Annotated in this window: 16 protein-coding genes; 10 read left to right on the top strand and 6 right to left on the bottom strand. The window is 68.2% G+C overall.

Features of this window, described 5'->3' with window-relative positions; all coding sequences use genetic code 11:
* Nucleotides 1-15: 15 nt before the first annotated feature.
* The 3 genes from J2X58_RS12250 (at nucleotide 16) to J2X58_RS12240 (ending at nucleotide 4,572) form a co-directional block, all read left to right on the top strand.
* On the top strand, nucleotides 16-942 hold the full coding sequence (locus J2X58_RS12250; RefSeq protein ID WP_310048509.1) for a M14 family metallocarboxypeptidase: 927 nt from the start codon (nucleotides 16-18) through the stop codon (nucleotides 940-942).
* Nucleotides 943-1,019: 77 nt separating this feature from the next.
* Nucleotides 1,020-3,200, top strand: a complete 2,181-nt coding sequence (locus J2X58_RS12245; RefSeq protein WP_310048508.1) for a penicillin acylase family protein — start codon at nucleotides 1,020-1,022, stop codon at nucleotides 3,198-3,200.
* A 70-nt stretch (nucleotides 3,201-3,270) separates the two neighbouring features.
* The gene (locus J2X58_RS12240; protein WP_310048507.1) at nucleotides 3,271-4,572 is read left to right on the top strand and encodes an amidohydrolase family protein; all 1,302 of its coding nucleotides are present in this window, start codon (nucleotides 3,271-3,273) and stop codon (nucleotides 4,570-4,572) included.
* A gap of 23 nt (nucleotides 4,573-4,595) precedes the next feature.
* Here the strand turns inward: J2X58_RS12240 and J2X58_RS12235 are convergent, their stop codons facing one another.
* Nucleotides 4,596-4,844, bottom strand: a complete 249-nt coding sequence (locus tag J2X58_RS12235; RefSeq protein ID WP_310048506.1) for a hypothetical protein — start codon at nucleotides 4,842-4,844, stop codon at nucleotides 4,596-4,598.
* A 202-nt stretch (nucleotides 4,845-5,046) separates the two neighbouring features.
* A complete protein-coding gene (locus J2X58_RS12230) occupies nucleotides 5,047-6,054 on the bottom strand; it encodes an oxidoreductase (protein WP_310048504.1) in 1,008 nt (335 codons plus the stop codon).
* Between the two features lie 76 nt (nucleotides 6,055-6,130).
* Between J2X58_RS12230 and J2X58_RS12225 the strand changes: the two genes are divergently transcribed.
* The 7 genes from J2X58_RS12225 to J2X58_RS12195 all read left to right on the top strand — a co-directional run bounded on the left by J2X58_RS12225 (nucleotide 6,131) and on the right by J2X58_RS12195 (nucleotide 11,355).
* Nucleotides 6,131-7,099 carry an AraC family transcriptional regulator gene (locus J2X58_RS12225; RefSeq protein ID WP_217642656.1) on the top strand — a complete coding sequence of 323 codons (969 nt, stop codon included), beginning with the start codon at nucleotides 6,131-6,133 and terminating at the stop codon, nucleotides 7,097-7,099.
* A 144-nt stretch (nucleotides 7,100-7,243) separates the two neighbouring features.
* The gene (gene gmk, locus J2X58_RS12220) at nucleotides 7,244-7,861 is read left to right on the top strand and encodes a guanylate kinase (protein ID WP_310048501.1); all 618 of its coding nucleotides are present in this window, start codon (nucleotides 7,244-7,246) and stop codon (nucleotides 7,859-7,861) included.
* Nucleotides 7,858-8,670, top strand: a complete 813-nt coding sequence (locus J2X58_RS12215) for an ABC transporter ATP-binding protein (RefSeq protein ID WP_090056274.1) — start codon at nucleotides 7,858-7,860, stop codon at nucleotides 8,668-8,670. Before gmk ends, J2X58_RS12215 begins: the two co-directional genes overlap by 4 nt.
* Entirely contained in the window at nucleotides 8,667-9,434 is a 768-nt protein-coding gene (gene mlaE, locus J2X58_RS12210; protein WP_310048498.1) for a lipid asymmetry maintenance ABC transporter permease subunit MlaE, read from the top strand. The genes J2X58_RS12215 and mlaE overlap by 4 nt, the downstream gene beginning before the upstream one ends.
* 58 nt (nucleotides 9,435-9,492) lie before the next feature.
* A complete protein-coding gene (gene mlaD / locus J2X58_RS12205; protein ID WP_090056278.1) occupies nucleotides 9,493-10,365 on the top strand; it encodes an outer membrane lipid asymmetry maintenance protein MlaD in 873 nt (290 codons plus the stop codon).
* Nucleotides 10,366-10,387: 22 nt separating this feature from the next.
* Entirely contained in the window at nucleotides 10,388-11,062 is a 675-nt protein-coding gene (locus J2X58_RS12200) for an ABC transporter substrate-binding protein (protein WP_090056280.1), read from the top strand.
* Nucleotides 11,059-11,355, top strand: coding sequence for an STAS domain-containing protein (locus J2X58_RS12195; protein ID WP_090175354.1), 297 nt, complete (start codon nucleotides 11,059-11,061; stop codon nucleotides 11,353-11,355). The genes J2X58_RS12200 and J2X58_RS12195 overlap by 4 nt, the downstream gene beginning before the upstream one ends.
* 63 nt (nucleotides 11,356-11,418) lie before the next feature.
* Here the strand turns inward: J2X58_RS12195 and accC are convergent, their stop codons facing one another.
* From accC to J2X58_RS12175, 4 genes are all read right to left on the bottom strand, one after another.
* Nucleotides 11,419-12,783: an acetyl-CoA carboxylase biotin carboxylase subunit gene (gene accC, locus J2X58_RS12190; protein ID WP_090056284.1), complete on the bottom strand. Its 1,365-nt coding sequence runs from the start codon at nucleotides 12,781-12,783 to the stop codon at nucleotides 11,419-11,421.
* 10 nt (nucleotides 12,784-12,793) lie between these two features.
* Nucleotides 12,794-13,255: an acetyl-CoA carboxylase biotin carboxyl carrier protein gene (accB, locus tag J2X58_RS12185; RefSeq protein ID WP_090056287.1), complete on the bottom strand. Its 462-nt coding sequence runs from the start codon at nucleotides 13,253-13,255 to the stop codon at nucleotides 12,794-12,796.
* A 56-nt stretch (nucleotides 13,256-13,311) separates the two neighbouring features.
* Entirely contained in the window at nucleotides 13,312-13,761 is a 450-nt protein-coding gene (aroQ, locus tag J2X58_RS12180; RefSeq protein WP_090056289.1) for a type II 3-dehydroquinate dehydratase, read from the bottom strand.
* 231 nt (nucleotides 13,762-13,992) lie between these two features.
* The gene (locus J2X58_RS12175) at nucleotides 13,993-14,571 is read right to left on the bottom strand and encodes a DUF1415 domain-containing protein (RefSeq protein WP_310048493.1); all 579 of its coding nucleotides are present in this window, start codon (nucleotides 14,569-14,571) and stop codon (nucleotides 13,993-13,995) included.
* Between the last annotated feature and the right edge of the window lie 7 nt (nucleotides 14,572-14,578).

The following is a 14,578-nucleotide window of genomic DNA, read 5'->3' as shown; positions in this document are numbered from 1 at the left end:
TCCCAGCGAGCCGCCATGACCCCGCACGCCCCGTACCCGATCGGCACACCCGGAAAGCCCTGGAGCCCCGCGGACATCGCGGCGTGGCGGGCGCTGCAACGCAAGCGGCGCAGCCACGCCGACGACGTGGTGGCCGCCATCGAGCCGATGCGGCGCGACTTCGACGTCGTGGAGTACGGCTCGGTGACCTACGACGGCACGCGCTACCCGTTCCTCGCGGTGCGCAGCCGCGGCTGGAACGACGCGCTGCCGACGATGGTGGTGACCGGTGGCGTGCACGGCTACGAAACCAGCGGCGTGCATGGCGCGCTGCAGTTCCTTGCCGATCATGGCCGTGACTACGACGGCCGCGCGAACGTGCTGGTGGTGCCGTGCGTGAGCCCCTGGGCGTACGAGCGCATCCATCGCTGGAACCCCGACGCCATCGACCCCAACCGCAATTTTCGCGAGGGAAGCCCGTCGCAGGAGTCGGCCGCGCTGGTCGCGTTGCTGGCACCGTTGCGCGACGTCGCGCTGATGCACATCGACCTGCACGAAACCACCGATTCCGACGAGTCGGAATTTCGACCGGCGCTCGCCGCGCGCGACGGCAAGGCGTACGAGCCGGGCGAGATTCCGGACGGCTTCTACCTCGTCGACGACACCGCGAACCCGCAGCCCGCGTTTCAGAAGGCGGTGATCGAGGCGGTGGCGCAGGTGACGCACATCGCGCCTGCCGACGCGAACGGCGAGATCATCGGTTCGCCGGTGGTCGCGCCGGGCGTGATCGAGTACGACCTGAAAGCGCTCGGGCTGTGTGCGGGCATCACGAACGCGCGCTACACGACGACGACCGAGGTCTATCCCGACAGCCTGCGTGCGACGCCGCGGCAGTGCAACGACGCGCAGGTGGCGGCGGTGCGCGCGGCGATCGACTACGCGCTGACGCATCCGGGCGGTTGACCGTACCCCGCCGCGCGCACCGGCAAACGGTGCGGGCGTTGAGTAGGATAGGAGGCTGACGCCAACGGGGGATGTCGATGCGTACGACCGTGCTTGTCACCGCCGCGGCCTTCGGGTTGTTCACCGCGCATGTCGCGAACGCCGAGGACGATACCGCGCGGCTGAAGCGCGAGGCGCAGGCGGTGACCATCGTGCGCGACGACTGGGGCATCGCGCACGTCCATGGCCGAACGGATGCGGACGCGGTCTTCGGCATGGCGTACGCGCAGGCCGAAGATGACTTCAACCGCGTCGAGACCAACTATCTCGTCGCGCTCGGCCGGCTGGCGGAGGCGGAAGGCGAATCCGCTCTCTGGCAGGACCTGCGCCAGCGGATCTTCATCGATCCCGACGATCTCAAGCGCGACTACGCGCGCAGCCCGGCATGGCTGAAGCGTCTGATGGACGCGTGGGCCGACGGGCTCAACCACTACCTCGCCACGCATCCTGAAACGCATCCGCGTGTCATTCGCCGTTTCGAACCCTGGATGGCGCTCAGTTTCAGCGAAGGCAGCATCGGCGGAGACATCGAGCGCGTGTCCACCGCGAAGCTGCAGGCCTTCTACGGCAAGGACCCGGCCGGTGCGCTCGCGCAGTTCGTGCCGCCGTCGAGCTGGGCGGAGCCGACCGGTTCGAACGGCATCGCCATCGCACCGAAGCTGACCGTGGATGGGCATGCGCTGCTGCTCATCAATCCGCACACGTCGTTCTTCTTCCGCTCCGAGCTGCAGATGTCGAGTGACGAGGGGCTCGACGCCTATGGCGCGGTGACGTGGGGGCAGTTCTTCATCTACCAGGGCTTCAATCGCCACATCGGGTGGATGCATACGTCGACGACGCTCGATGCCGTGGACGAGTTCGCCGAAACCGTCGAGCGCCGCGACGGTCGCCTCGTCTATCGCCATGGGGATCGCTGGCGTCCCGTCACGTCGCGGGAGGTCGCCCTGATCGTGCGCGCCGACGACGGCACCCGTGCCGAGCGGCGCTTCACCGTGTACGGCACGCACCATGGCCCGGTGATCCGCGACGAGGGCGGCAAGTGGATCGCCATCGCCCTCATGAACAGGCCGCTGGCGGCACTGCAGCAGAGCTGGCTGCGCACGAAAGCGAACGATTACGCGGCGTACATGAAGGTCGCAGCGCTCAAGGCGAACTCGTCGAACAACACCATCTACGCGGACGACAAGGGGAACATCGCGTACCTGCATCCACAGTTCATTCCGAAGCGCGACGACCGCTTCGACTATACGAAGCCGGTCGACGGCAGCGATCCCGCGGCCGACTGGCAAGGACTGCTGCCACTGGACGCGGCGCCGCGCCTGTTCAATCCACCGACCGGCTGGATCTTCAACACCAACGACGGCCCATGGTGGGCGGCGGGCCCCGATAGCCCGAAGGCATCGGACTATCCGCGTTACATGGACGCGGTGGGCGAGAATCCGCGCGGTCTGCACGCGACGCGCGTCCTCACGGGGCGCCGCGACTTCACGCTGGCGTCGCTGATCGACGCGGCGTTCGATCCGTTCCTGCCGGCGTTCGCACGCCAGTTGCCGATCCTCATCGCCGACTACGACGCGCTGCCCGCGTCCGATCCGCTGAAGGCCAGGCTCGCCGGCCCCGTCGGCCTGCTGCGCCACTGGGACTACCGCTGGGGCATCGCGTCGATGCCCACGTCGCTCGCCGTCTTCTGGGGCGACATCCTGTGGGACAAGGCGAGCAAGCTCGACAACGAGGAAGGTCTGTCGGTCTACGACGTCATGGCCGGGAAGGCCGGGCCGAAGGCGCGGCTCGACGCGCTTGCCGAAGCGGCCGACCGGCTGGAGAAGGACTTCGGCGGCTGGGGCGTACCGTGGGGTGAGGTCAACCGCTTCCAGCGCGTCGACGGTGCCATCAGGCAGCGCTTCGACGATGCGAAGCCGAGCATCCCCGTGCCGTTCACGTCGTCGCGCTGGGGCTCGCTGGCCTCGTTCGGCGCGCATCGCTGGCCCGGAACGAAGCGCTACTACGGCATCAGCGGCAACAGCTTCGTCGCGGTGGTCGAATTCGGCGACCGGGTGCGCGCCCGCGCGATCACCGCGGGTGGCGAAAGCGGCGACCCGGCATCGAAGCATTTCAACGACGAAGCCGAGCGCTATACGACGGGCCATCTGCGCCCGGTCTACTTCTGGCCGGACGAGCTCGAAGGGCACGTCGAGCGGACGTACCATCCGGGGGAGTGATGGCGTGTGTCTGCCGGACGTGTCGATCTTCGATGGCCGGCATGCATGACTTATCGAGGGGAGAACGATGATGGGTTGGCGGAAACTGTTCGCGGCCTGTGCCATGGCGTTCTGCGCGTCGGCCATGGCCGAGGACGCGGCGACGTATCTGCTCAAGGCCGACCGCGTGTTCGACGCCCGCAGCGAAGAAGCGCACGACGGCTGGGTGGTGCTCGTGCGAGGCGGGAAGATCGTCGATGTCGGACCGGCGGCGAAGGTCGCCGTGCCGTCGGGCGTGCAGACGGTGGACCTGCCGGGCACGACGTTGCTGCCGGGCCTGATCGACGCGCACTCGCACCTCTTCCTGCATCCGTACAACGAGACGCTCTGGAACGACCAGGTGCTGAAGGAGACGCTCGCGTTCCGCACCGTGCAGGCGGTGAAGCACGCGCGCGACACCCTGATGAGCGGATTCACGACACTGCGCGATCTCGGCACGGAAGGCGCGGGATACGCGGATGTCGACGTGCAGCATGCGATCGACACGGGGCTGATTCCCGGGCCGCGTCTCTTCGTCGCCACACGTGCGATCGTCGCGGGCCATTGCTACGGACCCGGTCCACTGGGCTTTCGCGACGACATCGACCTTCCGCAGGGCGCGGCGCCGGTCAGCGGCACCGCGCAGATGATCGACGCGGTGCGCGATCAGGCGGCCCACGGCGCGGACTGGATCAAGCTTTACGCCGACTATCACTGCGGCAAGGCGAAGGGATCGTCTCCGACGTTGAGCCAGGAGGAACTGAACGTCGCCGTCGAGACGGCCCACGCGCTGGGCCTGCCCGTGGCCGTGCATTCGAGCACGCCCGAGGGCATGCGGCGCGCCGTCATGGCGGGCGTGGACACGATCGAGCACGGCTACGACGGCACCGCCGAGGTGTTCGCGCTCATGAAGAAACACGGCGTGGCCTTCATGCCCACGCTCGAGGCCAGCGCCGCGTACGCGGAATACTTCGGTGGCTGGAAACCCGGCCAGCCGCCGACGGAGGCGATGCAGAAGGCCGCGCGTGCGTTCCGGCTCGCGATGGAGGCGGGCGTCACCATCGGCAACGGCAGCGACGTCGGCGTGTTCACGCACGGCAGCAACTACAAGGAACTGGAGTGGATGGTGCGCGACGGCATGTCGCCGGCGCGGGCGCTGCTCGCCGCGACCGCGGTCGACGCGAAGGTGCTGCGCCAGCAGGAGCGCATCGGCCAGCTGAAGCCTGGGCTCGAGGCGGACATCATCGCCGTGCAGGGCGACCCGACCAGGGACGTGGGGTCGCTGGCGCGGGTCGCGTTCGTGATGAAGGGTGGGGTGGTTTATCGGGGGCCGGGAGTTCGCGCCTCGCCGTAACGGCTGCGGCGCCGTGGCCCCGCTTACGCGGGAACGGCGTCGAGCTCGCCGTCGATGGACTGTCCCTTCTCCATCGCTTCGAGCGGCGGCGCGGTGGCCGCCACGCCGGCCGCGCTGCCGACGCGATGCTCGAGAGAGATGTCAGGGTCCTCGTAATAGCCCGGCGACCAGTTGTGCCGGCGGGCGTTGTCCGCGTCGCGCACGGTTTCGAAGTGCACCTGGTGCGGGAAGAACGTTAGTGCGTTGAGTGAATCGGCGACGTACATGACCATGCCTCGATCGCACGAAAGGCGTGCGCAAAGCCGGTGGGGCGAGCCGGTACTCGCGTCCTCACGGAAAGCGGGGGAAGTACCTCCGTGAGCGTAGATCGATGGGCCGGGTGGACTCCGCGGCGTCCGCGCCACGGAGCGGATACCACGATGCTCCCGATCGTATTAAGCCGTCGTTTTCGCGTGATGATGCTTTCACTTGTATCTATGCGATCTCGCGGTGAGGTGAGAGGAACGTCACGCCGCTGAGCGCCTCGCTCAGCGTCCAGAGCCGCTCCGCGCTGTCGGGATCGATCGCCCAGGGCCGCACCCCGACGTCCTCGCTGAGATTGCCGATCGTGGCGTCGGCGTCGGTCAGGATCGGCGAGATGTCGTTGTCCTCGCAGTACACGCCGCCCATCCCGTCGAGGCGCGGACTCGTGGCCGTCCATACGCTCGTCGACGCGCCCTGCTGCACGCTCTTCAGGCCGCGCGCGAGATCGACGACCGGCCGGCCTTCGTCATCGATGGCGCCGCGTGCGCGCAGGTCGTCCTGGCTCATGTGCCGCGCGAGGTCGGTGACGATGGCGCCCGGATGCAGCGCGAACGCGCGCACGCCGTGATCGCGTCCGCGCGTGTCGAGCGCGACGGCGAACAGCACGTTGGCGGTCTTCGACTGGCCGTACGCGACCCAGGGATCGTACGCGCGACGCTCGAAGTGCGGATCGTCGAAGTCGACGGCCGCGAAGCGGTGGCCGCGCGACGAGACCGAGACGACGCGTGCGCCGCGCGCGCGGGCCAGGGCGGGCCAGAGACGGGCGGTCAGCTGGAAGTGGCCGAGGTGGTTCGTCGCGAACTGCATTTCGTAGCCGCGGCGGTCGCGCGTCAGCGGGGGCGCCATGATGCCGGCGCCGTTGATCAGGATGTGCAGCGGTTCGTCCCGGGCGACGAAGCGTGCCGCGAAGGCGTCGATGGAGGCGGGGTCCGCGAGGTCCATCGGGTGGACCTCGGCGTCGATACCGGCGAGGGTGCGGGCCGCCTTGTCGAGATCGCGGGCGGGCACGATGACGCGCGCGCCGGCCGCGCGAAGTGCGCGCGTCGTTTCGACGCCGATGCCGGAGTAACCGCCCGTGACGATCGCGGTCCTGCCGGAAAGGTCGATGCCCGCGAGCACGTCGCTGGCGGTGGAGGCGGCGGTGAAGCCGGAATGGATGGGGCTTTGCGGGGTGCGCATGTGAATCTCCTCGGGGATGGCGATTCCAGCGTACGTGCGTCGCGTCGAACGATGAATGCTTGAAAGTGCGTCTTACATGCCCGATCGTCCGGAAATGGCCTTCGATCCCATCTCGGACATCCTCCGGCTGGCGAGCGTCGAATCGGTCGTCTCGGGCGGTTTCACCGCCGGCGGCGACTGGGCGATCCGCTTTCCCGCCCCGGACAAGCTCAAGTTCTTCGCCGCGGTCCGCGGTGACCTCTGGCTACGCCTGGCCGATAGCGGCGAGACCGTGCGGATCGAATCCGGTGACGTGCTCCTCCTCGTCGCGCCCGAGGCCTTCGTCATGGCCAGCGACGTGTCGATCGCGCCGGTCGAGGCGCACGTCCTGTTCTCGGGCCGGGCGACGCCCATCGTGGCCGCCGGCAGGGGCGACGACGTGCTCATGATCGGAGGGCACGTCCGCGTGGACCGCGCCTATGCGGCGATGCTCGCGGAGGCCTTGCCGCCGCTGGTCCACGTGCGCGGAAACGCCCCGGAAGCGCAGGCGATGCGCTGGATCGTCGACAGGATGGTGGACGAGAGCGCGGGCGATCTCCCGGGCGCCGGTCTCGCCTCCACGCAGCTGGCGCAGTTGCTCTTCGTCCACCTGCTGCGGGCCCATCTCGCCTCGGGCGCGCCGATACGCGCGGGCTGGCTCGGCCTCGCCGCGGATCCCCGGCTCGCACCCGCGCTCCGGCTGATGCACGAGCGCCCCGACCAGCCGTGGCGGCTGGAACAGCTGGCCCGGGCCGCCGCCATGTCGCGGACCGTCTTCGCCTCGCGTTTCCGCGCGGCCGCTGGGGTCGCGCCGCTGACCTACCTCGCGCAGTGGCGGATGCGTCTGGCCGTCCACGCGCTTCGCCGGGGCGGCGTGCCCGTCGCGACGCTGGCGAGGGAACTCGGTTACGCGTCCGAAAGCGCCTTCAGCCATGCGTTCAAACGCATCGTGGGCGTCTCGCCGGGGCGGTACGTGGCGGCGCCGGACGGCGCAGCGGAGCCGTTCCCCATCGATCTGGCGTCGTAGCCGACGGGCGCGACGGAAAGGCGGCCGATAGGCGAAACCCGGTACAATCCCCCTTTGCACAAACAGGACGCGTGCCGATGCCGACCCGTCGGCGCGCCGGTGCCACCGGGAGCGAGCCATGAACCCCCAACGAGATACCCGCGGATGATCGAAGGCACCCTGTTCGTGGTGGCCGCGCCTTCCGGTGCGGGAAAGTCCACGTTGGTCAATGCGCTGCTCGAACGCGAACCGGCCATTTCCCTGTCGATCTCCCACACCACGCGGCCGCCGCGTGTCGGCGAGCAGTACGGCCGCCATTATTTCTTCGTCGAGCGCCCGGATTTCGAGCGCGAGATCGCCGACGGCATCTTCCTCGAGCACGCCGAAGTCCACGGCAACCTCTACGGCACGTCGCGCACGGTCGTGGAGGAAAAGCTGGCGACGGGCTCCGACGTCCTGCTGGAAATCGACTGGCAGGGCGCGCGCCAGGTGCGCAAGGGCAAGCCGGACTGCGTCAGCGTGTTCATCCTGCCGCCGTCCCGCGTCGAGCTGGAACGCCGCCTTCGTGGCCGCGGCTCGGACGCGCCGGACGTGATCGAGCGCCGCCTGTTCAACTCGCGCGAGGAAATCGCCCACGCGCACGAGTTCGACTACATCATCGTCAACGACCGCTTCGAGGACGCCCTGGGCGACCTCCAGGCGATCGTGCGCGCCGTGCGCCAGCGCACGCCGTGGTCGGCGCACCGCCACGCCACGCTGATCGAGGAGCTCCTCGCACCATGACCGACGACGCCATCGTCCGCATCCGCGGCCTGACCACCGTCCTCAACGGCAAGACGATCTTCGACAACCTCGACCTCGACATCCCGCGAGGCAAGGTCACGGCCATCATGGGCCCCAGCGGCACCGGCAAGACCACGCTGCTGAAGCACATCACGGGGCAGATGCGCGGCGACGCGGGCAGCGTGGAACTCGACGGCCAGAACGTCCCGGCGCTGTCGCGCGAGCGCCTGTTCGAGCTGCGCGAGCGCATCGGATACCTGTTCCAGAATTCGGCGCTGCTCACCGACTTCGACGTCTTCGAGAATGTCGCGTTCCCGCTGCGCCAGCACACGCGCCTGCCGGAAGAGCTGATCCGCAACATCGTGCTCACCAAGCTGCAGGCCGTGGGCCTGCGCGGCGCCGCGCGCCTCATGCCCACCGAGCTCTCGGGCGGCATGGCGCGTCGCGTGGCGCTCGCGCGCGCGATCGTCTTCGACCCGGCGCTGATCCTCTACGACGAACCGTTCGTCGGACTCGATCCCATCGCGCTGAACCAGGTGCTGCTGCTGATCCGCACGCTCAACCAGACGCTGGGCATCACCAGCGTGCTCGTCGCGCACGAGCTGGCCGCCGTGCAGAAGGTGGCCGACCACGTGTACCTCATCGCCAACGGCAAGGTCGTGGCGCAGGGCGCGCCGGCCACGCTGGCGACCGACGGCTCGCCGTGGACCGCGCAGTTCTTCGGTGGCGAGGCCGACGGCCCGGTGCCGTTCCAGTATCCCGCGGGCGACTACGCCACCGCGCTCGGTTTCCCCGGAGGCAAGGCATGAGCAACGGGAACGACAACGTCGTCGTTCGCAGCCTGGCGCAGATCGGCGCCTGCGGGCTGTTCCTGCTGACGATCCTGGCGGCGATCCCGCGCAGCTTCCGCCACGGTCGCGAGACGGTGCGGCAGATCTGGTTCGTCGGCGCGATGAGCCTCACCATCGTCATGACCTGCGGCCTGTTCGTCGGCATGGTGCTGGGGCTGCAGCTTTACGACGTGCTCTCGATCTTCGGCGGCACGTCGGCCACCGGCACGGTCGTAGCCATCGCCATCTATCGCGAACTCGGTCCGGTCGTGACCGCGCTGCTCTTCGCCGGGCGCGCCGGCACGTCGGTCACCGCGGAGATCGGCCTGATGCGCGCGACGGACCAGCTCGACGCCATGGAGATGATGGCGGTCGACCCCATCGCGTACGTGGCCGCGCCGCGCTTCCTCGCCGGCGTCATCGCGCTGCCGCTGCTCGCGATCGTGTTCTGCGCGATGGGCGTGTTCGGTGGCCACCTGGTCGGCGTCACCTGGCTCGGCATCGACAACGGCACGTTCTGGTCGAACATGACCGCCTCCGTCGATGTCCACAAGGACATCGTCGACGGCGTCCTGCTGAAATCCATCGCCTTCGGCATCGTGGTCTCCCTGATCGCGGTGTTCCAGGGCTACACCACGCCGCCCACCAGCGAAGGCGTCGCCTATGCGACGACGCGCACGGTGGTCGCCTCGTCCATCGCCATCCTGGCGCTGGACTTCGTCCTCACCTCGTTCCTGATCTGAGGTACCGGAGACCCGCCATGACCACTCCTTCCCTTTCCAAGCATTCGAGGATCGTGCCGTGACCCAGAGACGTTCCTATGCCGTCGGCACCGGTCTGTTCATCGTGCTCGGCTTCGCCGCGCTGGCGTACCTCGCCACGCAGACCACGTCGGTCGCCAATTCGCACAGCGGTTCCACGTACACGGTGGACACGCGCTTCGCCAACGTCGGGCAGCTCAAGGTGCGGGCGCCGGTGAAGATCGCCGGCGTGCGCGTCGGTTCGGTCCAGGCCATCGACCTGGTGCCCGGCAAGGAAGAGGCCAAGGTCACGCTCGCCATCGACGATGGCCACAAGGACATCCCCGACGACTCCGTGGCCACCATCTACACGAGCGGCCTGCTGGGCGACCAGTACGTCGGCATCCAGTTCGGCCAGTCGAAGACGCCGGTCAAGGAAGGTGGCGAAATCGGCCTGACCCGTCCGGCCCAGCAGCTGGAAGAAATGCTCGGCAAGTTCTTCGGTGGCGGCAGCGCCCCGGATCGCCTGGGCGGCACCTATCACGTGACCGGCGACTTCACCAACATCGGCGGCCTGCAGCCGGGCGCGGCGGTGAAGATGGCGGGCGTGCCGATCGGCAGCGTGGATTCCGTCGTGGTGAAGCCGGGCGCCGTCCAGGCCACGGTGACCCTTGCGATCGACAAGCGCTACTCCCAGATACCCGATGACTCGTCCGCGGCGGTGTTCACAAGCGGTTTGATCGGCAGCCAGTATGTTGCGATCCAGCCCGGCGGGTCGCCGGAGTTCCTGGCGGAGGGCGACAGCTTCGTGCTGACGCAGTCCGCGCTCCAGCTGGAAGACCTGATCGGCAAGTTCCTCGTGAACGGATCGCCGAGCGATAACAAGTCCGGCGCCCAGGGCGCTGCCCAACCCGATAACGCCGGCAAGAAGTAAGGCCGGTCAGGAGACAACCCGCATGTTGCGTCAGATTTCACTCGCCATCGCCCTGGCCATGACCACCGCCGCCGCCGCGCCCGTCTTCGCGCAGGCCGCGGCTCCGGCCGCCGCCACGCAGGGGCAGCCGCCCCAGCAGGTCGTGCAGCAGATCTCCGACGACCTCGCCAAGGCCATCGAAGGTCACCAGGCCGAACTGAAGAACGACAAGGAAAAGCTGATCGCCATCATCGACGACACGTTCCTGCCGCACTTCGACATCGACTACGCGTCGATCCTCGTGCTGGGCCAGAACGCGACGAAGGCGACGCCCCAGCAGCGCGAGCGGTTCGCGAAGGCGTTCTACAACTCCATCACGCACCGTTACGCGGAAGGCCTGCTCAACTACACGCGTGGCCGCGTGAAGGTGCTGCCGTTCAGCGGCGACCTCAACAAGAAGCGCACGGTCGTGCGCACCCAGGTCATGCTCGACGACGGCAAGTCGGTCTCGGTCGATTACGCGTTCCGCCAGTCGTCGAGCGGCGACTGGAAGGCCTACGACGTGATCATCGAAGGCATCTCGTACATCACCAACTACCGCAACCAGGTCGATGCCGAGATCAAGAAGGAAGGCCTCGACAAGCTCACCGCCGATCTCGAGCAGAAGGGTTCCGCGGCGATCGACGAGCTCCAGCAGGCCGGTGGCGCGAAGCAGTGACCGCCGCCGCGTTCGCACTGAGCACGCCCGCACCGGAGACCCTCGCGGTCTCCGGTGCGCTGACGTTCGCCACGGCGTCCGAGGCGCTGTCGAGCGTGCGCGGCGCGCTCGACCAGGGGCGGCAGTCGCGCCTCGATCTCGGTGGCCTGACCACGTCCGATAGCGCCGGGCTCGCCACCGTACTGGCCGTGCTGGCGCACAGCCGGACGCAGGGCAGGGTGCTGACGGTCGAGAACATCCCCGCCGGCATGCACGCGCTGGCCCGCGTATCGGGTGTCGACTCGTTCCTTTGACGGGCCGACCCACCGTTCCAGTCAAAAAAAATCCCGCCGAGGCGGGATTTTTTTCGTGCGCCATCAACCGGCCGGTGGCGTTTCCTTCTGCTCCGCCATGCGCTTTTCCAGATAGTGGATGTTCTGTCCGCCCTGCTGGAAGCCGACGTCGGCCATGATCCGCTGCTGCAGCGGGATGTTGCACTTCACGCCTTCGATCACCGTCTCGGCCAGGGCCATGCGCATGCGCGCGATGGCGGTGGCGCGATCCGGGCCGTGCACGATGATCTTGCCGATCATCGAATCGTAGTTCGGCGGGATGCGGTAGCCGTCGTACAGGTGGGTGTCCACGCGGACACCCGGGCCGCCCGGCGCCTCGAAGCGCTTCACCGTGCCGGGACTCGGCATGAAGGTGTCGGGATCCTCGGCGTTCACGCGGCACTCGATGGCGTGACCGGTGAGGACGATGTCTTCCTGGCGGATCGAGAGCTTCTGGCCGCTGGCGATGAGCAGCTGCTCGCGGACGAGGTCGATGCCCGTCACCAGCTCCGTCACCGGATGCTCCACCTGGATGCGGGTGTTCATCTCGATGAAGTAGAACCGGCCGTTCTCGAACAGGAACTCGAACGTGCCCGCGCCGCGGTAACCGATGCGGATGCAGGCGTCGACGCAGACCTTGCCGATCTGCTCGCGCAGTTCCGGCGTGATGCCCGGCGCCGGCGCTTCCTCGACGACCTTCTGGTGGCGGCGCTGCATGGAGCAGTCGCGCTCGCCGAGGTGGATCGCGTTGCCCTGGCCGTCGGCCAGCACCTGGATCTCCACGTGGCGCGGATTCTCCAGGAACTTCTCCATGTACACCTGATCGTTGCTGAAAGCCGCCTTGGCTTCCTGCTTGGTCATGACGATGGAGTTGGCGAGGTGGGCCTCGGTGCGCACGACGCGCATGCCGCGACCGCCGCCGCCGCCGGCCGCCTTGATGATGACCGGATAGCCGATCTCGCGGGCGATGCGGATGTTCTCGTCCACGTCGTCGCCGAGCGGACCGCCGGAACCCGGCACGCAGGGCACGCCGGCCGCCTTCATCGCGCGGATGGCCTCGACCTTGTCGCCCATCAGGCGGATGACGTCGGCGGTGGGGCCGATGAACACGAAGCCGGACTTCTCGACCTGCTCGGCGAAGTTCGCGTTCTCTGAAAGGAAGCCGTACCCCGGATGGATCGCGCCCGCGTCGGTGATTTCCGCCGCGGCGATGATCGCCGGAATGTTGAGGTAGCTCTCGGCCGACGGACCCGGACCGATGCAGACGGATTCGTCGGCGAGGCCGACGTGCTTCAGGTTGCGATCGACGGTGGAGTGCACCGCGACCGTCTTGATGCCGAGCGCGTGGCACGCGCGCAGCACCCGCAGCGCGATCTCGCCGCGATTGGCAATGACGACCTTCTCAAGCATGGGTCGGGCCTCAGGCGATGACGAACATCGGTTCGTCGAATTCCACCGGCTGGCCGTTCTCGACCAGCACGGCGACGACGGTACCGGACACGTCGGCCTCGATCTGGTTGAACATCTTCATCGCTTCGATGATGCCCAGCGTCTCGCCGGCCTTGACCTGCTGGCCGACCGCGGCGAACGCCGGGGCACCAGGGGTCGAGGCGGCGTAGAACGTGCCGACCATCGGCGCCTTGACCACGTGGCCGGCCGGGAGGCCGGCGTCCGCGGCCGGAGCGGCCGGCGCGGCGGCGACCGGCGCCGCGGCCACGGGGGCGGCGGCGGGCGCGGCCATCACCTGCGGCGCGGCGACCGTGACGGCGCCCTTCGGCACGCGGGACAGGCGGACCACCTCTTCGCCTTCCTTGATTTCCAGCTCGGCGAGGTTCGATTCCTCGAGCAGGTCGATGAGCTTCTTGATCTTGCGCAGGTCCATGGGACAAACCTTCTTGGTGGTGGGGCGGGCGCGCGCGGCGCACCCGCGAAAGGGAATCAGGCGGCCGGAACGGCCAGGCGCAACAGCGCGGCTTCGAGCGCCAGCCGGTAGCTGTCGCCGCCGAAACCGCAGATCACGCCCGCCGCGATGTCCGACAGGTACGAGTGGTGGCGGAACGGCTCGCGCGCATGCGGGTTGGACAGGTGGATCTCGATGAACGGGATCGCCACGCCCGCCAGCGCGTCGCGCAGGGCCACCGACGTATGCGTGAAGGCGGCCGGGTTGATCAGGATCCAGGCGGTGCCCTCGTCGCGCGCCTGATGGATGCGGCCGATGAGGTCGGCTTCGGCGTTCGACTGGTAATAGCCGAGGTCGTGTCCCGCCCTCTGGGCGCGGGTGAGCAGCGACGCATTGATGTCGGCGAGGGTTTCGCTGCCGTAGACCGCGGGCTCGCGCACGCCAAGCAGATTGAGGTTGGGTCCGTGCAGGACAAGGATCCTGGCCACTGTTCACCTGTACCGTAGGGTCCGGAGCACCGGAACGCCGCGAAGTGTGCGCCTGTCGCCCGGCGTTGTCCAGTTCGGTGGAGTTCGGCGCAGTTCGCTGGAGATCGCGACTTTCCACACGCCGCCGTATGGTCTTGCAGGAGCCGCCATGCGGCGGGATAGCGCTTGTAGGAGCGCACCTGGGCGCGATGGGGTGCTCGCCGCAAGCACCCATCGCGCCCAGGTGCGCTCCTACAAGCCGCTCGTGTCGTCGCTGTCGTGTACGAACAGCCGCTTCCACCCCTCGTGCCCCAGCTTGTCGAGCGTCTGCATGTTCGTCTCGAAGATCGCCGAGGCGTCAGGGAAGGCGGCCACCGCTCGGTCGATACTGGCTTCGCGCAGGAGATGCAGGGTCGGGAAGGGCGAGCGGTTCGTGTAATTGGTGATGTCGTCCGCCGCCGTCCCCTCGAACTGGAAGTCGGGGTGGAAGCTGGCGACCTGGATCTCGCCTTCGAGGTCGAGGTCGGCGACGGTGTCGTCCGCCACCTCGAGGAACTCGTTGAAGTCGAGGAAATCGCCGAGGACGTAGGGGTGGATCAGCAGCGTGGTGTCCGTGGTTTCCGGATCGGTGTCGCGCAGGAGTTCCAGTTCCCGCACGAGGTCCTCGTGCAGCTGCAGCGGCTGCGTCGCCTCGCTGACGACATAGCGGACCTGTCCCTTGCGCTGCACGGCCTTGGCGAACGGGCAGAGGTTGAGGCCGATGACGGCGCGTTCCAGCCACGTGCGGGTGGCGTCGATGGCCTCGTCTTGGGAGGGTGGGGGCGTTTGCATGGGTGCG

Source organism: Luteibacter sp. 3190 (genome assembly GCF_031456385.1).
Classification (GTDB): Bacteria; Pseudomonadota; Gammaproteobacteria; order Xanthomonadales; family Rhodanobacteraceae; genus Luteibacter.
Note: the sequence above shows the minus strand (reverse complement) of the source record. Positions and strands in the feature narration are given on the sequence as shown.